At 61.4% G+C, this 20,814-nt stretch carries 20 protein-coding genes; 12 read left to right on the top strand and 8 right to left on the bottom strand.

Going from position 1 to position 20,814, the window contains the following annotated elements; all coding sequences use genetic code 11:
- Positions 1 to 34: 34 nt before the first annotated feature.
- Complete coding sequence (locus KL786_RS04505) at positions 35 to 1,114, bottom strand: patatin-like phospholipase domain-containing protein (RefSeq protein ID WP_215516887.1); 1,080 nt, start codon at positions 1,112 to 1,114, stop codon at positions 35 to 37.
- 159 nt (positions 1,115 to 1,273) lie between these two features.
- On the opposite strand from KL786_RS04505, the gene KL786_RS04500 reads away from it, so the two are divergent.
- From KL786_RS04500 to KL786_RS04470, 7 genes are all read left to right on the top strand, one after another.
- Positions 1,274 to 1,582, top strand: coding sequence for a PepSY domain-containing protein (locus KL786_RS04500; protein ID WP_215516886.1), 309 nt, complete (start codon positions 1,274 to 1,276; stop codon positions 1,580 to 1,582).
- Positions 1,582 to 1,896 (top strand): PepSY domain-containing protein, encoded by a 315-nt coding sequence (locus KL786_RS04495; RefSeq protein ID WP_215516885.1) that lies wholly within the window; start codon positions 1,582 to 1,584, stop codon positions 1,894 to 1,896. Before KL786_RS04500 ends, KL786_RS04495 begins: the two co-directional genes overlap by 1 nt.
- Positions 1,896 to 2,564 (top strand): response regulator transcription factor, encoded by a 669-nt coding sequence (locus tag KL786_RS04490; protein ID WP_032857454.1) that lies wholly within the window; start codon positions 1,896 to 1,898, stop codon positions 2,562 to 2,564. Before KL786_RS04495 ends, KL786_RS04490 begins: the two co-directional genes overlap by 1 nt.
- Positions 2,561 to 3,880 (top strand): sensor histidine kinase, encoded by a 1,320-nt coding sequence (locus KL786_RS04485; RefSeq protein ID WP_215516884.1) that lies wholly within the window; start codon positions 2,561 to 2,563, stop codon positions 3,878 to 3,880. Before KL786_RS04490 ends, KL786_RS04485 begins: the two co-directional genes overlap by 4 nt.
- Positions 3,881 to 4,085: 205 nt before the next feature.
- Entirely contained in the window at positions 4,086 to 5,039 is a 954-nt protein-coding gene (locus KL786_RS04480; protein ID WP_215516883.1) for a TAXI family TRAP transporter solute-binding subunit, read from the top strand.
- A 129-nt stretch (positions 5,040 to 5,168) separates the two neighbouring features.
- Positions 5,169 to 7,196: a TRAP transporter permease gene (locus tag KL786_RS04475; RefSeq protein ID WP_215516882.1), complete on the top strand. Its 2,028-nt coding sequence runs from the start codon at positions 5,169 to 5,171 to the stop codon at positions 7,194 to 7,196.
- Positions 7,193 to 7,594: a DUF1850 domain-containing protein gene (locus KL786_RS04470; RefSeq protein WP_215516881.1), complete on the top strand. Its 402-nt coding sequence runs from the start codon at positions 7,193 to 7,195 to the stop codon at positions 7,592 to 7,594. The genes KL786_RS04475 and KL786_RS04470 overlap by 4 nt, the downstream gene beginning before the upstream one ends.
- A gap of 7 nt (positions 7,595 to 7,601) precedes the next feature.
- Here KL786_RS04470 and KL786_RS04465 read toward each other — a convergent pair whose 3' ends face one another.
- The gene (locus KL786_RS04465) at positions 7,602 to 9,749 is read right to left on the bottom strand and encodes a methyl-accepting chemotaxis protein (RefSeq protein ID WP_215516880.1); all 2,148 of its coding nucleotides are present in this window, start codon (positions 9,747 to 9,749) and stop codon (positions 7,602 to 7,604) included.
- A gap of 345 nt (positions 9,750 to 10,094) precedes the next feature.
- Here KL786_RS04465 and KL786_RS04460 point away from each other — a divergent pair, with 345 nt between their 5' ends.
- Together KL786_RS04460 and ctpM are read left to right on the top strand one after the other, a co-directional pair.
- Complete coding sequence (locus KL786_RS04460; protein WP_215516915.1) at positions 10,095 to 11,414, top strand: Na+/H+ antiporter family protein; 1,320 nt, start codon at positions 10,095 to 10,097, stop codon at positions 11,412 to 11,414.
- A 163-nt stretch (positions 11,415 to 11,577) separates the two neighbouring features.
- Positions 11,578 to 13,257 (top strand): methyl-accepting chemotaxis protein CtpM, encoded by a 1,680-nt coding sequence (gene ctpM, locus KL786_RS04455; RefSeq protein WP_215516879.1) that lies wholly within the window; start codon positions 11,578 to 11,580, stop codon positions 13,255 to 13,257.
- 99 nt (positions 13,258 to 13,356) lie between these two features.
- Here the strand turns inward: ctpM and trhP are convergent, their stop codons facing one another.
- Complete coding sequence (trhP, locus tag KL786_RS04450) at positions 13,357 to 14,676, bottom strand: prephenate-dependent tRNA uridine(34) hydroxylase TrhP (protein WP_215516878.1); 1,320 nt, start codon at positions 14,674 to 14,676, stop codon at positions 13,357 to 13,359.
- A 162-nt stretch (positions 14,677 to 14,838) separates the two neighbouring features.
- Between trhP and KL786_RS04445 the strand changes: the two genes are divergently transcribed.
- Positions 14,839 to 15,900: an AI-2E family transporter gene (locus KL786_RS04445; RefSeq protein ID WP_215516877.1), complete on the top strand. Its 1,062-nt coding sequence runs from the start codon at positions 14,839 to 14,841 to the stop codon at positions 15,898 to 15,900.
- On the opposite strand, the gene KL786_RS04440 is transcribed toward KL786_RS04445, so the two are convergent.
- From KL786_RS04440 to KL786_RS04430, 3 genes are all read right to left on the bottom strand, one after another.
- Complete coding sequence (locus KL786_RS04440; protein ID WP_032857432.1) at positions 15,897 to 16,064, bottom strand: hypothetical protein; 168 nt, start codon at positions 16,062 to 16,064, stop codon at positions 15,897 to 15,899. The genes KL786_RS04445 and KL786_RS04440 overlap by 4 nt on opposite strands.
- Before the next feature lie 109 nt (positions 16,065 to 16,173).
- Entirely contained in the window at positions 16,174 to 16,368 is a 195-nt protein-coding gene (locus KL786_RS04435) for a hypothetical protein (RefSeq protein WP_032857430.1), read from the bottom strand.
- Between the two features lie 230 nt (positions 16,369 to 16,598).
- Complete coding sequence (locus KL786_RS04430; protein ID WP_215516876.1) at positions 16,599 to 16,946, bottom strand: hypothetical protein; 348 nt, start codon at positions 16,944 to 16,946, stop codon at positions 16,599 to 16,601.
- Positions 16,947 to 17,112: 166 nt separating this feature from the next.
- Here KL786_RS04430 and KL786_RS04425 point away from each other — a divergent pair, with 166 nt between their 5' ends.
- Positions 17,113 to 17,931, top strand: a complete 819-nt coding sequence (locus tag KL786_RS04425) for a shikimate 5-dehydrogenase (RefSeq protein ID WP_215516875.1) — start codon at positions 17,113 to 17,115, stop codon at positions 17,929 to 17,931.
- A gap of 116 nt (positions 17,932 to 18,047) precedes the next feature.
- Here KL786_RS04425 and KL786_RS04420 read toward each other — a convergent pair whose 3' ends face one another.
- Positions 18,048 to 18,695, bottom strand: a complete 648-nt coding sequence (locus KL786_RS04420) for a YceH family protein (RefSeq protein WP_215516874.1) — start codon at positions 18,693 to 18,695, stop codon at positions 18,048 to 18,050.
- Positions 18,696 to 18,809: 114 nt separating this feature from the next.
- On the opposite strand from KL786_RS04420, the gene KL786_RS04415 reads away from it, so the two are divergent.
- On the top strand, positions 18,810 to 19,319 hold the full coding sequence (locus KL786_RS04415; protein ID WP_032857425.1) for a DUF1993 domain-containing protein: 510 nt from the start codon (positions 18,810 to 18,812) through the stop codon (positions 19,317 to 19,319).
- Positions 19,320 to 19,468: 149 nt separating this feature from the next.
- Here the strand turns inward: KL786_RS04415 and sstT are convergent, their stop codons facing one another.
- Positions 19,469 to 20,692, bottom strand: coding sequence for a serine/threonine transporter SstT (gene sstT / locus KL786_RS04410; protein ID WP_215516873.1), 1,224 nt, complete (start codon positions 20,690 to 20,692; stop codon positions 19,469 to 19,471).
- Positions 20,693 to 20,814: the final 122 nt, after the last annotated feature.

Genomic DNA, 20,814 nt, shown 5'->3' with positions numbered 1-20,814 from the left:
TTCGAAATTATTAACCGTGTCCACGGCAGGCAATTCAGAGCGCAATCAGTCGCTCGCCCAATCGGCCGCTATCGACCAATTCTAGGAATTCATCACCCAAGCGCTGGCTTTCACTCATTGCGGTTTGCCAGTACTGATTGCGGCGGGTGTCGTCCCCCAGAAAGCGCTTGAAGTCGCTACGATCCGGCAATTTGCCGTGGGGCAGGCGGGCCAGATAGTCCCGTGACGGGGCCACTAGCAACACATCCTGCAAACCCTGCGGGTTGCTGCGCCGCCAGGGCAGGCTCTTGTCGAACCAGCCGGGGATGACCCGATCGGTGAAGTGCGGGTACAGCACAATGTCATCGCCGTGGTAGGGCAGGTCGAGGTGGTAGTCCAGCAGGCCGCCATCGCGATAGGTGCCGGCACCGGCGCCCGGCAAGTCGCGCACGCCTTGCATGACCATCGGGATCGAACCGGACGCCAGCAATGCCTGGCGCAGGTTGCCCAGTTCCAGGTCGAGAAAGCGCGAAGGGAAATCCTTGAGCGGATGCAGGGGTGGCGCCTGGCGCGGATCGTGGATGATCAGCCGCTCAAAATGCCGGGACAGCCGCGCACGCCCGCGCAGGTTGTCGGCGATCACCGAGGACAGGCCCAGGCCCAGGCGCCCACGGTGGTCGTCGGCCAGCAGGCCATGGCTTTTGACGACAACGATGTTCAGGCGATAGTGCGGGTTGGCCAGAAGCATCGCATCGCGGCCGGCCAGCAGGTCATCGAGCATGCGCTGGCAGCTCTGGCTGACCTCGGCCATGGTCACGCCCTTGGCAAAGCGTTGCTCGTTGTACAGGCGACCGAGGTCGAGCAGACCCTGCACCGGGTCGGGCAGGCAGGCGCTGGCAAAGCGCCAGGAACCGATGGACGCACCAATCAGCGAGCGCTCGCGGGGCGCGCGTGCCAGCCAGTCACCGAACAGCGCCAAGTCCAGGCCCTGGATCCCCAAGGCCTTGGGGCCACCGGCCGCGCCGGGCAGGATGCCCACGTCTTGAGGTTTGAGGCCTTGCTCGCGAATGCGTGAAAAGGCGCGCTGGCCAGCCTTGATCGTCAGGGCTGGGAACTTGATGTGGATGGCCGTCATACCGATCTCTGTGCAGGCGAGCGGGGCAGTATAGGAAATCTTCCCCAGGGCCTGGCAAGGTGTTGTGGGATAATTGCCATGATGGCAATTCAGTTTCAGTTAAGTTGCGATCCGTACTGTGGGGGCCGTAGGCAAAACATCCTGAAATGGAGAATCATCATGAAAATCCTCACGGCAACTATTGTCGCCAGTATCATCGCCCTCACCACCGGCCTGGCTCAGGCGCGGGACTTGGGGCCGGATGAAGCACTCAAATTGCGTGACGCTGGTACCATCCTGTCGTTCGAGAAGCTCAATGCCGCCGCCCTGGCCAAACATCCTGGCGGCACCGTGCATGAGACCGAGCTGGAACAGGAGTACGGCAAGTACATTTACCAGGTTGACCTGCGCGATGCCCAAGGTGTGGAGTGGGATGTGGAATTGGACGCGGTCACCGGGCAAGTCCTCAAGGATCATCAGGATACGTAATGAAGGTAAATCTACGCACCGGCAGTCGACTGGCGCTGGTGCTCCTGGCCTTTTGCTCGGTGGTGGCTGCCCGGGACCTCAATCAGGACGAAGCCCTGGCACTGCGCCAGCAAGGGGTGATCCTGCCCCTTGAGCAACTGTTGCAGCAGGCCATGGCACGACATACCGGCTCGCGGTTGCTGGAGGCCGAGCTTGAGAGTAAACACGGCAGTTACGTCTATGAAGTGGAGCTGGTGACCACCGACGGCGTGGTTCGGGAAATCAAACTGGACGCGACCACCGGCGTACTGCTTAAAGACGAGGAAGATGACTGATGCGCCTGCTTCTGGTGGAAGACCACGTGCCCCTGGCCGATGAGTTGATGGCCGGGCTCAAAACCCAGGGCTATGCGGTGGATTGGCTGGCGGACGGTCGCGATGCGGTGTATCAGGGGCGCAGCGAGCCTTACGACCTGATCATCCTTGACCTCGGCCTGCCCGGGCTGCCGGGGCTTGAGGTACTGAGCCAATGGCGCGCCGCTGCCCTGGCGACCCCGGTATTGATCCTCACCGCCCGCGACTCCTGGGCCGAGCGCATCGAAGGGCTCAAGGCCGGGGCCGACGATTACCTGAGCAAGCCGTTTCACCCCGAGGAGTTGCACTTGCGCATCCAGGCCCTGTTGCGCCGCTCCCATGGCCAGGCCAACCAGCCGACGCTACAGGCGGCCGGCCTGCATCTGGATGAAGGCCGCCAGTGCGTGATACGCGACGGTGCCGAGGTGCAACTGACCGCTGCCGAGTTTCGCCTGCTGCGCTACTTCATGCTGCATCCCGAGCAGATCCTGTCGAAAAGCCATCTGGCCGAGCATTTGTATGATGGTGAAACCGAACGTGACTCCAACGTCCTCGAAGTCCATGTCAACCACCTGCGGCGCAAGCTCGGCCGTAGTGTGATTGAAACCCGGCGCGGCCAGGGTTATCGCTTTGGCGCCAGCCCCACGTGAGGTCGATCCAGCGGCGGCTGAGCCTGGGGCTGATCAGCGTGATGGTGATCGTCGGCCTGGTGCTGGCGCAAACCAGCCTGTGGTTGTTCGAAATGGGTTTGCAACGCTACTTGGAGTCCGGCCTGCGCAACGACAGCGAAAACCTGCTGGTGGCCCTGGTGCGCGGCCCAGGTGGCGTGCAACTGGATGAGCAACGCTTGTCGCCGGCCTATCAGCGGCCGTTCTCCGGGCATTATTTCCGTATCGACTTCGGCGACAACCACTGGCGCTCCCGCTCACTGTGGGATCAGGAGCTGCCACAACTGCCCCAGGCGGGTTTGAAGGGCAACCTGCAGTTGGGGCCCGAAGGCCAGCAATTGTTGATATTGCGCTCGGACTACAAACGGTTTGGCCAGGCGATTTCGATCAGCGTGGCCCAGGACTACACACCGGTCAGGGAAAGCTTTCGCCTGATGCGCCAGGTTGGCCTGGTCCTCGGGTTGGCGGCGTTGCTGCTGATCCTGGTCCTGCAGCGTGTCACTGTGCGCCGGGCACTGCGCCCACTGGAAACCGCCCGCGAGCAGATTGCGCAGTTGCAGCAAGGCCAGCGTTCACAACTGGATACCCAGGTGCCAGTGGAGCTGGAACCGCTGGTGGCGCAGATCAATCACCTGTTGGCCCATACCGAAGACAGCCTCAAGCGTTCACGCAACGCGCTGGGCAACCTCGGCCATGCCCTGAAAACCCCATTGGCGGTGTTACTGAGCGTGGCGTCCAGCGAGCAGCTCAAGGACCGGCCACAGCTGGCCAAGCTCCTTCGCGAACAATTGACGCAAGTGCAGCAGCGGCTCAACCGTGAACTCAACCGCGCGCGCCTGGCCGGTGAAACCCTGCCTGGTGCATTGTTCGACTGCGACAGTGAACTGCCGGGCCTGCTGGCGACCTTGAACATGATCCACGGCGAGCACCTGGACTTGAGCTACCACGTGCGCCCTGGCCTGCAACTGCCGTGGGACCGCGAAGACTTGCTGGAGCTGCTGGGCAACCTGCTGGACAACGCCTGCAAATGGGCGGATGCCGAAGTGCGCCTGAGCATTGAGCAGACTGCGCACAACTACCAACTGATCGTCGAGGATGACGGCCCGGGCATTCCCGAGAGTCAGCGTGACCAGGTTTTCAGCCGTGGTACCCGCCTGGACGAACAAACCCATGGCCACGGCCTGGGGTTAGGCATCGTGCGCGATATCGTCGAGGTGTGGGGTGGTGCATTGCAGTTGCACGAGAGTGAACTGGGTGGCCTCAAGGTGCTGATCGAGTTGCCTCGACGCCCAACCTGATTGGCCGACAGCTGAAAATGTCGGGCGCCGATTTGCAACAAGACTTTTCTTACAGAGCCTGGCTGACTCAATTTCGCTTATAACTGCCACCTGGTTAGCCGTGCCGGGCAAGTTTCCCAGGCTTGCAGGCACGGCATCTGCCATAGCGCTCGTCAGCCAGCACTTGGCTGCTCGGCACCTAATAAGAAAGATAAAAGGTGAATCCATGCGAATGACCAAACGCTTCAGTCTGTTTGCTGCTGCCGCAGCCCTTGCCGCCAGTTCCTCGGCACTCGCCGCCCCGACCTTTATCAACGTACTGACCGGTGGCACCAGTGGCGTGTATTACCCGATTGGCGTGGCCTTGTCGCAGTTGTACAGCAACGGTATCGAGGGCTCGAAGACCTCGGTACAGGCCACCAAGGCGTCGGTGGAAAACCTCAACCTGCTGCAAGCCGGTCGCGGTGAGCTGGCCTTTGCCCTCGGCGACTCGGTCGCCGATGCCTGGAATGGCGTGGAAGACGCCGGCTTCAAGACACCACTGAAAAAACTGCGGGCGATTGCCGGTACCTATCCGAACTACATCCAGGTTGTCGCCAGCAAGGAGTCGGGCATCACCACCCTGGCCGACCTGAAAAACAAGCGCATCTCCGTCGGCGCGCCGAAGTCCGGTACCGAACTGAATGCCCGCGCCATCTTCAAGGCCGCCGGCCTGAGCTACGAAGACATGGGCAAGGTCGAGTTCCTGCCATACGCCGAGTCGGTCGAGCTGATCAAGAACCGTCAGTTGGACGCGACCTTGCAGTCTTCGGGCCTGGGCATGGCGGCGATCCGCGACCTGGCCGCGACTATGCCGATCACCTTCGTGGCCATTCCAGCGGATGTCACTGCAAAGATCGACAACAAGGCCTACCAGGCGGCCTCGATCCCGGCGGGCACCTATGACGGCCAGGACAGCGATGTACCGACCGTGGCCATCACCAACCTGCTGGTCAGCCATGATGGCGTGTCTGATGACGTCGCCTACCAGATGACCAAACTCATGTTCAACAACCTCGATCGCCTGGGTAACGCCCACTCGGCCGCCAAGGACATCAAGCTCGAAGGCGCGGCCAAGGGCCTGCCGATCCCGCTGCACCCCGGCGCCGAGCGGTTCTACAAGGAAGCGGGCGCGCTGTAAGTGACGGGACAGTAGGGCGCTTTGCCCGCGTCATCCGCTCCGGCCATGTGCTGGCACTGCGAACAAAACCGGCGCCCATCGCGCGCGGGTCTTGTTCGCACATCGACGTTGTAACCAGGGAGTGACCCCATGAGCGAGCAGGACCAAGGCCTCGCCGCCAATCCCGGCAGTTGGCCGAGAGCGCTGTTCTATGTCGCGCTGCTGTTTTCCATCTTTCAGATCATCACCGCAGCCTTTCACCCGGTATCCAGCCAGATTCTGCGTGCCGTGCATGTGGGCTTTCTGCTGTTGGTGGTGTTTCTGTGCTTTCCGGCGCGTGGCAAGGAGCAGCCCTGGCAGCCAATGGCCTGGCTACTGGGCCTTGCGGGGATGGCGACGGCGTTCTACCAGTGGTATTTCGAGGCCGACCTGATTCAACGCTCCGGCGACCTGACCCGTAGCGACATGGTCGCAGGCCTGGTACTGATCGTGCTGGTATTCGAAGCCGCGCGACGGGTGATGGGCATTGCCTTGCCGCTGATCTGTGCGTTGTTTCTGGCCTATGGCCTGTTCGGCCAGTACCTGCCGGGCGAGCTGATGCACCGTGGCTATGCCATTGACCAGATCGTCAACCAACTGGCCTTTGGCACCGAAGGGCTGTACGGCACTCCGACCTACGTATCGGCCACGTATATCTTCCTGTTCATCCTGTTCGGTGCGTTTCTCGAACAGGCAGGGATGATCAGGCTGTTCACCGACTTCGCCATGGGCCTGTTCGGCCACAAGCTCGGCGGCCCGGCCAAGGTTTCGGTGGTGTCCTCGGCGCTGATGGGCACGATCACCGGTTCAGGTGTGGCCAACGTGGTCACCACCGGCCAATTCACCATCCCGTTGATGAAGCGTTTCGGCTATAAATCGGCGTTTGCCGGTGGCGTGGAGGCGACCGCGTCGATGGGCAGCCAGATCATGCCGCCGATCATGGGTGCTGTGGCCTTTATCATGGCCGAGACGATCAACGTGCCGTTTTTCGAGGTGGCCAAGGCCGCGCTGATTCCGGCCCTGTTGTACTTCGGCTCGGTATTCTGGATGGTTCACCTGGAAGCCAAGCGCTCCAACTTGTGTGGCCTGCCCAAGGATGAGTGCCCGAACCCCTGGGCGGCGGTGAAGCAGCGCTGGTACCTGCTGATTCCGCTGTTTGTGCTGATCTACCTGCTGTTTTCCGGGCGCACCCCTTTGTTCTCGGGCATGGTCGGCCTGGCCCTCACGTCCATAGTGATTCTTGGCTCGGCGATCATCCTGCGGGTGTCGTCCACGGCCATGCGCTTTGTCTTCTGGATCGTCCTGGGCGTGCTGTGCGCGGGCTTCTTCCGACTGGGTATCGGCATGGTATTCGGGGTAGTGGCGCTGTTGGTGGCGGTGTGCTGGTTCATCAAGGGCGGCCGCGACACCCTGACAATCTGCCTGCATGCCTTGGTTGAAGGCGCCCGCCATGCAGTACCGGTAGGGATCGCCTGCGCGCTGGTGGGGGTGATCATCGGCGTGGTGTCGCTGACCGGGGTGGCCTCGACCTTTGCCGGCTACATCCTCGCCATCGGCCAGGACAATCTGTTCCTCTCGCTGGTGCTCACCATGCTGACCTGCCTGGTGCTGGGCATGGGCATACCGACGATTCCCAACTACATCATCACCAGCTCGATTGCCGCCCCGGCACTGTTGGACCTGGGCGTGCCGCTGATTGTGTCGCATATGTTCGTGTTCTATTTCGGCATCATGGCCGACCTCACGCCGCCGGTGGCGCTGGCCTGTTTCGCGGCGGCACCGATTGCCAGGGAGAGCGGCCTGAAGATCAGCTTCTGGGCGGTGCGCATCGCCGTTGCCGGGTTTGTCGTGCCGTTTATGGCGGTGTACGAACCGGCACTGATGCTGCAGGGCGATAGCCTGCTGGCCACTTTTTATGTGGTGGCCAAGGCGTTGCTGGCCATTGGTATCTGGGGCGCTGCGTTTACCGGTTACTTGCAGGCCAGGCTGAGCTGGTGGGAGCGCTTGCTGGGCTTTGCCGCCGGCACCAGCCTGATTCTGGCAACGCCGTTAAGCGATGAGATCGGCTTTGTCCTGGCGGCGCTGTTGATTGCGCAGCACTGCTGGCGTGCCCATCGTGCCCAGGTGGCTACGGTGTGATCGGCCTGTGTCTGGGCTTGGCGGGCACGGTGTGGGCACAGGTGCCCACGCCGGCCTTCACCCTGGCCTGGACGCATACGATTGAGCAAGTGCGCTGGGAGGAGGATTACCGCGTGAGACCCGAGGGGCTGGTGTTGGGCGAGGCACGGGTCAAGGGTTCCGGGGCCGGTATGGAGATTCCGCACGGCGCCGAACTGCGCGAGGGCAGTTGGCATTACCAGCGTCAATTGCCCCCGCTGCAACCCCTACGCCTGGGGCGAACCCCCGAGGCCGGGGATTATCAACTGTGTTTCAACCAGCGTTGCCAGTGGATGAGCACCTGGCTCGGCCCGCCACAGGCGAGCCAGCCGGCGGTGGAGCTCTGGAGTTGTGAGCTGGCGCCGTACAGCGCCAGTTAAATCACCATCAAACCCGGAACTGGTCCATCAAGCCTTGCTGTTGATTGGCCAGGCTGTTGAGCGTCTGGCTGACCCGCGCCGATTCATTGGCCTGGCCCGACAGCGACTCGGTCACGTCGCGAATAGTCGCCACGTTGCTGTTGATCTCCTCGGCCACCGCGCTTTGTTGCTCGGCGGCGCTGGCGATCTGCAGGTTCATGTCGCTGATCACCGTCACCGCATCACCGATCTGGCGCAATGCTGTAACGGCCTGGCCCACCTGCTCGACACTGCCCTGGGCCTGGCGATGGCTGTTGTTCATGGAGCCCACCACTTCCCGGGTGCCGCTCTGCAACTGCTCGATCACCTGGCGGGTTTCCTCCACCGACTCCTGGGTGCGTCGGGCGAGGTTGCGCACCTCATCCGCCACCACCGCAAAGCCACGGCCAGCCTCACCGGCGCGGGCCGCCTCAATGGCGGCGTTGAGCGCCAGCAAGTTGGTTTGCTCGGCAATTGCGCGGATCACTTCCAGGACGGAACCGATTTGTTCGCTATTGGCTGCCAGGCCTTCGACCTGGGTCATGGCCGTGCTCATATCTGCCGCCAGGGCGCCGATGCTGGCGGTGGTGCGGTCGATCACGGTCAGGCCTTCGCGGGTGGCCTGATCGGCATCGCGGGCGGCCTGTGCGGCCTGTGCGGCGCTGCGGGCCACATCCTGGGCGGTGGCGCTCATTTCGTGGGAGGCGGTGGCTACCTGGTCGACCTGGCGGTATTGCTGGTCCATGCCGGCGCTGGTCTGGCTGGCAATTGCCGCTGATTGGTCGGCGGTGCTGCGCGCGTCCTGCACCGAGCGTTTGACCTCGGCAATGATCGGTTGCAGCTTGTCGAGGAAGCGGTTGAACCAACTGGCCAGTTCACCGAGTTCGTCGCGCTTGTCGTAGGCCAGGCGTCGGGTCAGGTCGCCTTCGCCGCTGGCGATATCTTCCAGCATATGGGCCACACCGAGGATTGGCCGGGTGACGCTGCGGGCCATCAGCCACACCAGCAACAGGCCGACAATCGCGGCCAGCAAACCCAGGCCCAGTTCCAGCAGGGTGCCTTTGGTGTTGTCGGCATCCAGTTCGGCCTTGAGCGCTTGCGCGGGGCCGATCAGGACTTTTTCCGGGACATCCAGCAACACACCCCACGACTTGCCGTCGGGAATCGGCTGAAACGGTGCCAGCACCTTGAGCTGATGATCGGTGCGCAGGCTAAAGGTTTGGGTGCTGTTGGCCATGGCGCTGATCAATTGCGCACCGCTGGTGGTGTCGACGCTGTCCAGGCGCTGGCTGAGCTTGCTTGCATCCGGGCTATAGCCGGCAAGCAAACCCACCGGGCTGATGATGCTGACATGGGTCTGGCCGTCATAGAGCTTGCGGCTGGCGTTCTGGCTGACGGCCTGCAAGCTGTTGAGGTTGATGTCCACCGACAGCGAGGCGATGACTTTGCCATTGACCGTGAGCGGGAACACGATGCTGGTCAGCAATACGTTTTGCCCGTCGATCACATAGAAGTACGGTTCGATCACACACGGTTTGAGCGTGGTACGCGGGCAGGTGAACCACGTGTTGGCCTTTTCGCCGCTGGGGCCGATGCTGGTGTCGGACATGTCGCTTTCCGGCAGCGCCATCGAAGTCAGTGTGCCGGGTGTCGGTTGTGACCAGTACAGGGCGAAGCGGCCTTTTTCGTTGCTGCCCAGCTCCTGTTGACCGGCGAACAGCTCATCCTTGCCATCCAGGGCATTGGCTTCGAAGACCAGGGACAGGCCCAGCAGGTCCGGGTTGGCTTGCAGGGCGGCCTTGACCTGGCGGGTCAGGTCTTCACGCAGGTCGAAGGCATCGAGGAAACGTTTCTCGGCCTGTTCGCGCAAAAACAGCACCTGGCGCGAAAAGCCATGGCCGTACTGGTAGGCGTCCATGAACTGCTGGCGAATACCCAGGGCCTGGACTTCACCTTGGGCTTCGATGCGCGATTGGGCCGCGACGTTGAGCATCTCGGTGCTGGAGGCCTGGACGCGTTGCGAGCTCTGGTCCATCCGATACAGCGAAAGGCCCACCAGCAGGGTCACGATGCCCAACAGACAAAGGCCGGCGAGGAGGGTGATTTTCCATTGAATGGACAGCTGCCTGAGCGACATGGAGATCCTTAACCTTTCGTTACGACAGAGATGATCCGTTGTATCGGCCGCCCGGTTTTTTTCTTTATTCATACGCTCAATTGAATTCTGTCTGCGACGTCGCGCTTTGACATGGCGCGCCTGCTGCTGCAAAGTGCGCGCCCTCTAATAAAACTCCTTTTCTGCTGGCGTCCACGCTGCCGTTACCTCGGCGGGCTAGGCTCTGGCGTGTGTTTTTTTGTAGGGGCGAGCTTGCTCGCGAAGATCGTGAACGATCATGCTGGTTTGCCGGTTGATCGCGGCGTTCTTGGGTTATTCGCGAGCAAGCTCGCTCCTGCATTACGTTTCTGTCTTGAGGTAACCATGATTAACGCAGTAATCGCCGCGGTCGGTACCATGCTGGTGCTCAGCCTGTCCCGCGTGCATGTGGTCATCGCGATCATCGTCGGCGCCCTGGTCGGTGGCTTGACCGGCGGTCTTGGCATCGACGCAACGCTCAGCGCATTCAACAGCGGCCTGGGCGGCGGTGCCACGGTGGCGCTGTCCTACGCATTGCTCGGGGCTTTCGCCGTGGCGATTGCCAAGTCCGGCCTGGCCCATGCCCTGGCGGACAAGGCCCTGCTGCTGGTGGGGCGCCAGGAGGCGAGCGGCGGCAATCACGTCAAATGGCTGCTGATCTGCCTGCTGGGGGCGGTGGCGATTGCCTCGCAGAACATCCTGCCGATCCATATCGCCTTTATTCCGCTGTTGGTGCCGCCGCTGCTGTATGTGCTGACCAAGTTGCAGATTGACCGGCGCCTGATCGCCTGCGTCATGACCTTTGGCCTGATCACCCCGTACATGTTCCTGCCGGTAGGGTTTGGCAATATTTTCCTCAACCAGATCCTGCTGGCCAATGTCGCCAAGAGCGGCGTGGATATCAGCCAGGTCAACGTCACCCACGCCATGGGCATTCCGGCGCTGGGCATGGTGTTCGGCCTGTTGGTAGCGGTGTTTATCAGCTACCGCAAAAAGCGCATCTACGACCTGGAGAAGATCGAGCGGGTCGAACAAGTAGCGGTGCAATACAACCCGCTGACCCTGTTGGTGGCCGGGGTGGCCATTGCCTCGGCGTTTATCATCCAGTTGTGGCTGGACTCGATGATCGTCGGTGCCCTGGCCGGTTTCCTGATCTTCTCGGTATCGGGCATCGTGCGCTGGCGCGACACTGATGATCTGTTCACCGAAGGCATGAAGATGATGGCGATGATCGGCTTCATCATGATCGCCGCCTCGGGGTTTGCCGAAGTGCTCAAGGCCACCGGCCAGGTGCAGACCCTGGTGGAGTCCTCCGCCGCCTTCATCGGCCACAGCCGTGGCGTGGGTGCGCTGTTGATGTTGCTGGTGGGCTTGCTGGTGACCATGGGCATTGGCTCGTCGTTCTCCACGGTGCCGATCCTCGCAGCGATTTTTGTGCCGTTGTGTGTGCAACTGGGCTTCAGCCCGCTGGCCATTGTGTGCATCGTCGGTACCGCCGGGGCCCTCGGTGACGCCGGTTCGCCAGCTTCGGACTCGACCCTGGGACCGACCTCGGGTTTGAATATCGACGGCCAGCATCACCACATCTGGGACACCGTGGTCCCGACCTTCCTGCACTACAACCTGCCGTTGCTGGTGTTCGGCTGGTTTGCCGCGATGACTCTCTGACCTCTCTTGTAGGAGCGAGCTTGCTCGCGAAGGACTCAAGGGCACCGCGTCCATCCGGGATGCCCGTGTGATTGCCGACGATTTTCGCGAGCAAGCTCGCTCCTACAGTTTTCTCTCACAGGGCCGTTAACCTCTTAACATTGCCCGAGAAGAGAGAAGATCCATGCGTCTGAGTCTGAAGGCCAAAGTCCTGTCCCTCGCCGTCCTGCCGGTGTTGTTGTTTGCCGTGGTCATCAGCCTGACCACGGTGTGGATCCTCAAGGAGCAGGCGCGCACCGAGGTGGCCGAAACCCGCCAGCGCCTGCTCAACAACGCCAAGGCCACCCTGCAAAGTTATGTAGAAGTGGCGATCACCACCATCAAACCGCTGTACGACGCCGCCGCCCCTGGTGATACGCAGGCGCGGGCGCAAGTGGTCAAGCTGTTATCCAACACGACCTACGGCAAGGACGGCTACTTCTTCGGCTACGACTCGCAAACCATCCGCCTGTTCAAGGGCAATAGCCCCGATGGCGTAGGCAAAAGCTTCAAGGACAATCGCGACCCTAACGGCGTCTACGTCAACCGCGACCTGGTGAAGGTCGGCAAGGATGGCACCCATTATCTGCAATACAGCTCCACGCAACCGGGGCAAACCGAACTGGTGCCCAAGCTCGGCTATACCGAATACCTGCCCAAGTGGGACATGGTGATTGGTACGTCGGTCAACCTGGACGGTATCGATGCCTTGGTCAGCGAGGTAGAAGCCAAGGTCAACGAACGTATGGAAGGGGTGCTGTTGAGCATCATCGGGATCGCCGTGGTCCTGCTGTTGCTGATCGCTGCGGTGGGCATGGTGCTGGCCAATACCATCCTGCGGCCGTTGCACCTGATGAAGGCCAACCTCGATGACATCGCTGCCGGCGAAGGTGATTTGACCCGACGCCTGGCGATCACCAGCCAAGATGAGCTGGGCGAACTGGCAGGTTCGTTCAACCGGTTTGTCGACAAGATCCATGGTCTGGTGCGCCAGATCACCGACATGACGTCGCAACTGACCGGCCTGGTCAGCCAGGTGTCCGAGCAAGCCCAGCGTTCGGAACAGGCCATGGAGCGTCAGCGCCAGGAGACCGATCAGGTGGCGACGGCGATCAATGAAATGTCCTCAGCGGCCCATGAAGTGGCCCGCAGCGCCCAGGGCGCCGCGGTGGCGGCGCAACAAACCGACGTCGAAGGCCAGAGCGCCAAGCGCGTGGTGGATGGCAGCATTGCGCAGATTCATGCGTTGGTGAGTGACATCCGCAGCAGTGGCGTATCCCTCGATAGCCTGCAACAGGACGTGTCATCGATTGTCAGCGTGCTTGGGGTGATCCGTTCGATTGCCGAGCAGACCAACCTGCTAGCCCTCAACGCGGCCATTGAAGCGGCGCGTGCCGGTGAAGCCGGGCGTGGGTTTGCGGTAGTGGCCGATGAGGTGCGTGCGCTGGCCAGCCGCACCCAGCAAAGTACCCAGGAAATCCAGGGCATGATCGACCGCCTGCAAAAGGGCACCGAGGCCGCCGTGGAGTCCATGCGCCGTTCCAGCGATGCCGGTGAGGGCACCTCGGCTCAGGCCAACGAAGCCGGGGCGTCCCTTGATACCATGGCGCAACTGATCGGCACCATCAACACGATGAACGCGCAGATTGCCAGTGCCGCCGAAGAACAAACCGCCGTGGCCGAAGAGATCAACCGCAGCGTGCATCAGATTGCCGTAGCGGTGGACAGTGTGGCGGATGAGACCCAGCAGGGCGCACAGACCTCCCGCAGCCTGGCGGACCTGGGGCAGCGGTTGGGGCAGTTGGTGGGGCAGTTCAGGATCTGACCTGGCAATTGCGGTGCTTGTTCTGGCCTCATCGCGGGCAAGCCCGCTCCCACATTTTGAATGTATTTGCAGTTCAGAATGTGGGCTTGCTAACAGTCGCTACACATCCCGCATCAACAACCCAAACCCGATATCCATTTCCAGCGGCACCGGCACATACACCGTATGCCCATCCCCCGGCGCCACCTCGATGGCCTCACCCTTGGCGTTGTGCATCAGCCCCAGGTCAAAATGGAAATTCCCCGCCGGGGTCATCAATTCCAGATGATTGCCCACGGCAAAGCGGTTCTTCACCTTGACCTCGGCCAACTCCCCGCGCCGCTCGCCGGTCAATTCGCCGACAAACTGCTGGCGCTCGGAGACTGAGCTGCCGTTCTGGTAGTTCTGGTATTCGTCATGCACATGGCGGCGCAGGAAGCCTTCGGTGTAGCCGCGCTGGGCCAGGGATTCAAGGTTGGTCATCAAGCCACGGTCGAACGCGCGACCGGCCGCCGCGTCATCGATGGCCTGGCGGTACACCTGGGTGGTGCGCGCCACATAGAAGTGGGATTTGGTGCGGCCCTCGATCTTCAGCGAATGCACGCCCATCTGTGTCAGGCGTTCGACATGCTGCACTGCCCGCAAGTCCTTGGCGTTCATGATGTAGGTGCCGTGCTCGTCCTCGAAGGCCGGCATCTGTTCGTCCGGGCGGTTGGCTTCCTGGAGCAGGAACACCTGGTCGGTGGGCGTGCCGAGGCCCAGGGTCGGCTCGGGCTGATACTGCTGGACGATATCGCCCACGGTGTTTTCAGCGGCGGGCGTGGCCTGGTATTTCCAGCGGCAAGCGTTGGTGCAGGTGCCCTGGTTGGCGTCGCGCTTGTTCATATAGCCGGACAACAGGCAGCGCCCGGAGTAGGCCATGCACAGCGCGCCATGCACAAACACTTCCAGTTCCATGGCCGGTACCTGTTGGCGGATCTCGGCGATTTCTTCCAGGGACAGTTCCCGCGACAGGATGATCCGGCAGATGCCTTGCTGTTGCCAGAACTCGACACTGGCCCAGTTCACCGTGTTGGCCTGCACCGACAGGTGGATCGGCATCTGCGGGAAGTGCCGGCGCACCAGCATGATCAAGCCTGGGTCGGACATGATCAGCGCGTCCGGGCCCATGGCGATCACCGGTTCCAGGTCCTTGAGGAAGGTTTTCAGCTTGGCGTTGTGCGGCGCGATATTGACCACCACATAAAAGCGCTTGCCTCGCGATTGCGCCTCGGCGATGCCCAGGGCCAGGTTGGCGTGGTCGAACTCGTTGTTGCGCACCCGCAAGCTGTAGCGCGGCTGGCCGGCGTAGACCGCATCGGCACCGTAGGCAAAGGCGTAGCGCATGTTTTTCAGGGTGCCGGCAGGGGCGAGCAATTCGGGAGCGAGAACAGGGGGCATGGGGATTCAGGTCGCAAAAGGGCGGCAGGGTAGCCGAGCCGGACCTGGCGGTTATTGATCTGGGTCTACGCTGTAGAAATAAAGATGGCACTCGTGCGATGTGCGGTGGACTAAGCAACAGGGCGCGCTGGGCGCCTGGCGTTTTTCTGGCACGGATCGGACATGAACCAAACGAATCTGCAATTCAAAACCTTGCTGTTGCTGCTGGTCATGGTGACCGTCGCGTTTTTCTGGATCCTGCTGCCGTTCTATGGCGCGGTGTTCTGGGCGGTGATCCTCGGGATCATCTTTGCGCCCATGCAGCGGCGCCTGCAGCTCAAGTTTGGCTGGAACCGCAACCTGACGTCGCTCTGTACCTTGATGGTGTGCCTGGTGATCGCGATTTTGCCGGTGATCATCACCAGCGCCTTGCTGGTGCAGGAGGGCGCGACGCTGTACCGGAACGTCGAAAGTGGCAGGCTGGATATCGCCGGTTACATCGAACAGTTCAAGAACTTCCTGCCACCTTACTTCCAGCATCTGCTGGACCGCTTCGGCATGGGCAACCTGGAGGGGCTGCGCGAGAAGATCGTCAAGGCCGCGATGCAGGGCAGCCAGTTCTTTGCCAGCCAGGCGTTCAGCTTTGGCCAGGGCACCTTTGATTTCCTGGTGAGCTTTTTCATCATGCTGTACTTGCTGTTCTTCCTGCTGCGCGACGGCCCCGAACTGGTGCGCAAAGTGCGTACGGCGGTGCCGCTGGCCGAGCCGCAGAAACGTCGCTTGCAGCTCAAGTTCAACCGCGTGGTGCGCGCGACCGTCAAAGGTAACGTGCTGGTGGCGGTGACCCAGGGAGCGTTGGGCGGTTTGATTTTCTGGTTCCTGGATATTCCCAGTGCATTGCTCTGGGCGGTGCTGATGGCGTTTCTGTCGCTGCTGCCGGCGGTGGGCGCGGGGATTGTCTGGGGGCCGGTAGCCGCGTACTTCCTGCTCAGTGGTTCAATCTGGCAAGGGGTGGTGCTGGCCTTGTTCGGGGTGTTTGTGATCGGCCTGGTGGACAACGTGCTGCGTCCGATCCTGGTGGGCAAGGACACCAAGATGCCGGATTACCTGATCCTGATCTCGACCCTGGGCGGCCTGTCGATCTTCGGCCTCAATGGTTTTGTCATCGGCCCATTGATTGCCGCGCTGTTCATGTCCAGCTGGGCGCTGTTTGTCGAGACCAAACGGCAAGTACGGTTGCCTTAAGCTTCAAGCTTGCGGCTTTGCGCTTGTGCAGCCGACAACGAAGTCAGCGGGCCACTGATGGCTTCACCGTCGCGTACCAAGTACCAGCAGGCCAGCAAACCCAACTCCCGAAGAGGGACGGGGACGGCGCTGCCGACGACGGACATGATCTGGATAGTGGGCATATCTACCTCCATTGCTGATGGAGGTTACCTTACGGCGGCCAGCGCTTGAGGGAAAATCACCCTGCTCGATAGTCAACATCATTGCTATCGAGACTGCGCCCGCAGGCGCTCAGTCCACGACCTGATCCAGCATGTTCAGCACTTCCTGCTCGTTGAGCAGGCCCTTGTGGACCAGGTTTTCGGCCAGCAACGAGAGAAACTTGGCGCTGCGATGGCCTTCCAGGTGCTTGAGTTCGGTCAAGGCGCTATAGACCTTGCTCGACGTGCAGAGACCGGCGGTACGGTGCGGATTTTGTGTGGGCATGCTGGATCGTCCTTGTTGTTATGGCCTGTTAGGGATGGACAGTTTCGATAGTGAGAGTGCCGTGTGACACAAACATGACAGCGCACACCCCGATTGGGCAAGCGCACATTGGCCTTGATAATGTCGGATTTAACAGCCAGCGTTGTCCCCATAGCGACCTTGGCAAGATTTATTCAGACCGGCAACCCATAAAAAGCCCCGCCTGGCGTGCGGGGCTTTTTCCGTTGTGTTTACCAACCGCGCCTGTAATAGCCGCGGGGTGGGCCGTAGTAGCCACGTGGTGGCCCGTAATACACGGGCGCCGGGCGGTAATACACCGGCTGCTGCACATACACCGGCGCTGGCTGGTAATAGACCGGCGGCGGGGCGGCATACACCGGTTGGGGCTGGTAATACACCGGTTGCTGCTGCACATACACCGGCCGATCATGGCTGGCGATCACTGAGCCCACTACGGCTGCGCCGACAACCGCACCCAATACGGCCGGGCCACCCCAACCGCCGCCATGGGCGGAAGCTTGGCCGGCTACAGCGAGCGCACCGATCAGCAAGGCGATCCTGGGGATTTTACGCATCATGGTCTTTCCTCGGTTGGCCCCTGCGCTTGTGGTCTGTAATCAATAGACTCAAGGATTGTCGCGGGGATACTTTTAAGACAACGTATTTCAGGAAAACAGCACCGCCACTAGGTAAAGGTTGTGTAAGGTCTGTACCGGTTTGCTTACTTGATGAAGGAGTCATTGGATGTTGATGAACCCCAACAAAGATACCCAACTGTGCATGTCGCTGTCGGCCCGCCCAGGCAATTTCGGCCTACGGTTTCATAACCATTTGTATGAGCAGTTGGGGCTCAATTTCTATTACAAGGCTTTCAGCAGCCAGGATTTAAACGGCGCCGTGGCCGGTATCCGCGCCCTGGGTATTCGCGGCTGCGGCGTGTCGATGCCGTTCAAGGAGGCCTGCATCGAGCTGGTCGATGAACTGGACGACTCGGCCCGTGCTATCGCCTCGATCAACACCATCGTTAACACCGCCGGCCATCTCAAGGCCTACAACACCGATTACATTGCCATTGAGCAGTTGCTGAAAAAGCATGCCGTGCCCAAGGATTCGACCTTCGCCCTGCACGGCAGTGGCGGCATGGCCAAGGCCGTGGCCAGTGCCTTGCGCGATGGTGGCTACGCCAATGGCCTGATCGTTGCCCGCAACGAAGCCGCCGGCCGGGCCCTGGCGCACAACCTGGGGTATACGTGGCAGGCGTCATTGGGCGAGACGCGCCCGCAGATGCTGGTCAATGTGACGCCGATCGGCATGACCGGCGGCGCTCAGGCCGAGGATCTGGCGTTTGAGGCAGCTGCGATTGACTCGGCGGACACGGTGTTCGATGTGGTGGCGATTCCCGCTGAAACACCGCTGATCGTGCGTGGCCGGGCCCAGGGCAAGCGGGTGATTACTGGCCTGGAAGTGATTGCGATCCAGGCGCTGGAGCAGTTCGTGCTGTACACCGGCATCCGACCGACGGATGAGCAGTTTCAGAAAGCGGTGGCGTTCGCCCGACAGTAATCGCTCTGAAAAAACACAGTTGATCCATGTGGGCTTGCCCTGATGCCAGTCAGTCAAGCGGATTCTGCTTTCTGTAGGAGCTAGGCGTCCCCCTCGCTCCTACAAGGGACAAGGTGTTATTCGAGACGCGACAGGCGCTCTTCCAGCGCCGCAATCCGCGCCTCCAGCTCTTCGATGCGCTCCACGGAAACTGCGCTGGCGCTGCTGCGCTCCACCGGGCTGCCACGGGCGGCAAGGATCGCCTCGATATCCGCCGGGTCGCCCAGGGAATGGGTGTAGCGATCTTCGCGCTGCCCGGCCTGCTTGGGCACCAACACCGCGAGGTCACGGGCGATCAGGCGTTCGAGTTGGTGTACCACCTGTTCGGCATCTTCAAAGTCATGCATGCGCCCGCTGCGGGTCAGCAGTTCATTGACCGTCTGTGGGCCGCGCAGAAACATCAGGCCCGTGAGGATCACCTGTGCCGGCACCAGTTCCAGGGCCTTGTCCACGCGGTGTTCCCAGCGATCGGCGCGGCTGCCCATCACAAGCTTGGTAAAACCACGTCCTTCCAGGGCGCGCAGGCTTTGGCCGACCTGGCCCTGGCTGAGGTTGGTCACAGGCTCCCGGCTGGTTTTCTGGTTGCAGGCCAGCACCAGGGCATTGAGGGTCAGCGGGTAGGTTTCCGGGTTGGTCGCCTGCTTTTCGATCAGGCTGCCCAGGACGCGGATTTCCGTGCTGTTCAGGCGCGGTTCGGAGGAAGTGGTGTCGTGCTCGGTGGTCATCGCGCTTTCCCTATGCTGTGAGCCCACTAGCCTAATCCCGAAAAAATAAAAGACAAGCGACGCGCATGGCTATAATCGCCGCTGTCCAACCCCGCCACTATTGTCGAGACTGTCATGACTATTTCCCTGTACGCCGCTTCCCTCCCAGTCTTCAAGCAAATGCTCAACGCCCTGAGCGACGTGCTGAACAAGGCCGAGGCCCACGCCACTGCCAAGAACATCGACCCCAATGCCTTGCTGCAGGCGCGCCTGTTCCCGGATATGTTCCCGCTGGTACGTCAGGTGCAGATCGCCGTGGACTTTGCCAAGGGCGTTTCCGCGCGCCTGGCCGAGATCGAAGTACCGAAATACGAAGACAGCGAAGTCACTTTCGCTGACCTGCAAGCGCTGATCGCCAAGGTCCTGGCCTTTATCGACACCATCACCCCGGCGCAGATCGACGGCAAGGAAGGTATCGAGATCGTCACCCGCCCAGGCACCCCGAAAGAAAAACGCTTCAGCGGCCAGTCCTACCTGCTGACCTACGGCCTGCCGCAGTTCTTCTTCCACGTCACCACCGCTTACGCTTTGCTGCGTCATAACGGTGTGGAAGTGGGCAAGCGCGACTACATGGGCGCGTTCTAAGTACCGAGTAACACCCCAAAACAAATGTGGGCGCTGGCTCTGTAGGAGCTGGCTTGCCTGCGATGCAGGCACCTCGGTCTATCAGTTGCACCGAGGTGATGCTATCGCAGGCAAGCCAGCTCCTACAGAAGTCAGCGCCCACTGTTGTATCAGGCTGGGTTCTTGTCTTCCTGGCCCAGGCACGCCGCTGCGGTGAACAACACGTCAGTGGACGAGTTCAGCGCAGTCTCCGCCGAATCCTGTAACACCCCGATGATGAAGCCCACGGCTACCACTTGCATGGCGATTTCACTTGGAATGCCGAACAGGCTGCACGCCAGTGGAATCAACAGCAACGAGCCACCGGCCACGCCGGATGCGCCACAGGCACACACCGCAGCCACCACGCTGAGCAGCACGGCAGTCGGCAGGTCAACGGCAATGCCCAAGGTATGCACGGCCGCCAGGGTCAGCACGGTGATGGTGATGGCGGCGCCGGCCATGTTGATGGTTGCGCCCAACGGGATCGATACCGAATAGGTGTCTTCATGCAGGCCCAGGCGCTCACTCAACGCCAGGTTGACCGGGATATTGGCCGCCGAACTGCGGGTGAAGAATGCAGTGATACCGCTCTCGCGCAGGCACAGCAGCACCAGCGGGTAGGGGTTGCGACGCAGTTTCCAGAACACGATGGCCGGGTTGACCACCAGGGCCACGAACAGCATGCAGCCGATCAGTACCAGCAACAGGTGCGCATAGCCCAGCAACGCGTCGAAGCCAGAAGCGGCGAGGGTCGAAGCCACCAGGCCGAAAATGCCCAGCGGCGCAAAACGAATCACTACGCGCACGATCAGCGTGACACCGTTGGACAGGTCGTCCAGCACCGTGCGCGTGGTTTGCCCGGCATGGCGAATCGCAATGCCCATGCCGATGGCCCAGGCCAGGATGCCGATGAAGTTGGCGTTCATCAGGGCGCTGACCGGGTTGTCCACCACGCTGAGCAGCAGGCTCTGCAGCACTTCACCGATACCGCCCGGCGCGCTGACGGCCACGTCATGGGTGGCCAGGACCAGGTTCGACGGGAACAGGGTGCTGGCAATCACCGCCACGACCGCTGCCGAAAAGGTACCCAGCAAGTACAGGAACAGGATCGGGCGGATATGGGTTTCCTGGCCATGCTTGTGGTTGGCAATCGAGGCCATCACCAGCACAAACACCAGGATCGGCGCGACGGCCTTGAGCGCCGAGACAAATACCTTGCCGATAAACGCGGTGGACAGGGCGGTACTGGGCGACAGCAGGGCCAGTAGGATGCCGGCGATCAGGCCGATGACAATTTGAGTCACCAGGCTCAGGCGCATGAGTCGTTGAAGCAGCGAAGGGGCAGCAGTCATAAAGAGTTGTCTCTAGTTTTTTTAATGTGTGCAGCGCGATGCAGGGCGCGAAGTCTAACATGCTGTAGGAAATATCCGGTTTGCTGCGGCATTCAGTCGCCAGCGCCGTGCGGGGCTTGGTC

The organism is Pseudomonas sp. TAE6080, from assembly GCF_018732265.1.
In the GTDB taxonomy this organism is placed as follows: domain Bacteria; phylum Pseudomonadota; class Gammaproteobacteria; order Pseudomonadales; family Pseudomonadaceae; genus Aquipseudomonas; species Aquipseudomonas brenneri.
This window is presented reverse-complemented; position numbering and strand designations above follow the sequence as displayed.

What these genes read in the sequence shown, in the direction of transcription:
- KL786_RS04505 (WP_215516887.1), bottom strand. Translation starts at nt 1,114, where the DNA reads ATGACGGCCATCCACATCAAGTTCCCAGCCCTGACGATCAAGGCTGGC.
- KL786_RS04500 (WP_215516886.1), top strand. Translation starts at nt 1,274, where the DNA reads ATGAAAATCCTCACGGCAACTATTGTCGCCAGTATCATCGCCCTCACC.
- KL786_RS04495 (WP_215516885.1), top strand. Translation starts at nt 1,582, where the DNA reads ATGAAGGTAAATCTACGCACCGGCAGTCGACTGGCGCTGGTGCTCCTG.
- KL786_RS04490 (WP_032857454.1), top strand. Translation starts at nt 1,896, where the DNA reads ATGCGCCTGCTTCTGGTGGAAGACCACGTGCCCCTGGCCGATGAGTTG.
- KL786_RS04480 (WP_215516883.1), top strand. Translation starts at nt 4,086, where the DNA reads ATGCGAATGACCAAACGCTTCAGTCTGTTTGCTGCTGCCGCAGCCCTT.
- KL786_RS04475 (WP_215516882.1), top strand. Translation starts at nt 5,169, where the DNA reads ATGAGCGAGCAGGACCAAGGCCTCGCCGCCAATCCCGGCAGTTGGCCG.
- KL786_RS04465 (WP_215516880.1), bottom strand. Translation starts at nt 9,749, where the DNA reads ATGTCGCTCAGGCAGCTGTCCATTCAATGGAAAATCACCCTCCTCGCC.
- ctpM (WP_215516879.1), top strand. Translation starts at nt 11,578, where the DNA reads ATGCGTCTGAGTCTGAAGGCCAAAGTCCTGTCCCTCGCCGTCCTGCCG.
- trhP (WP_215516878.1), bottom strand. Translation starts at nt 14,676, where the DNA reads ATGCCCCCTGTTCTCGCTCCCGAATTGCTCGCCCCTGCCGGCACCCTG.
- KL786_RS04445 (WP_215516877.1), top strand. Translation starts at nt 14,839, where the DNA reads ATGAACCAAACGAATCTGCAATTCAAAACCTTGCTGTTGCTGCTGGTC.
- KL786_RS04440 (WP_032857432.1), bottom strand. Translation starts at nt 16,064, where the DNA reads ATGCCCACTATCCAGATCATGTCCGTCGTCGGCAGCGCCGTCCCCGTC.
- KL786_RS04435 (WP_032857430.1), bottom strand. Translation starts at nt 16,368, where the DNA reads ATGCCCACACAAAATCCGCACCGTACCGCCGGTCTCTGCACGTCGAGC.
- KL786_RS04430 (WP_215516876.1), bottom strand. Translation starts at nt 16,946, where the DNA reads ATGATGCGTAAAATCCCCAGGATCGCCTTGCTGATCGGTGCGCTCGCT.
- KL786_RS04425 (WP_215516875.1), top strand. Translation starts at nt 17,113, where the DNA reads ATGTTGATGAACCCCAACAAAGATACCCAACTGTGCATGTCGCTGTCG.
- KL786_RS04420 (WP_215516874.1), bottom strand. Translation starts at nt 18,695, where the DNA reads ATGACCACCGAGCACGACACCACTTCCTCCGAACCGCGCCTGAACAGC.
- KL786_RS04415 (WP_032857425.1), top strand. Translation starts at nt 18,810, where the DNA reads ATGACTATTTCCCTGTACGCCGCTTCCCTCCCAGTCTTCAAGCAAATG.
- sstT (WP_215516873.1), bottom strand. Translation starts at nt 20,692, where the DNA reads ATGACTGCTGCCCCTTCGCTGCTTCAACGACTCATGCGCCTGAGCCTG.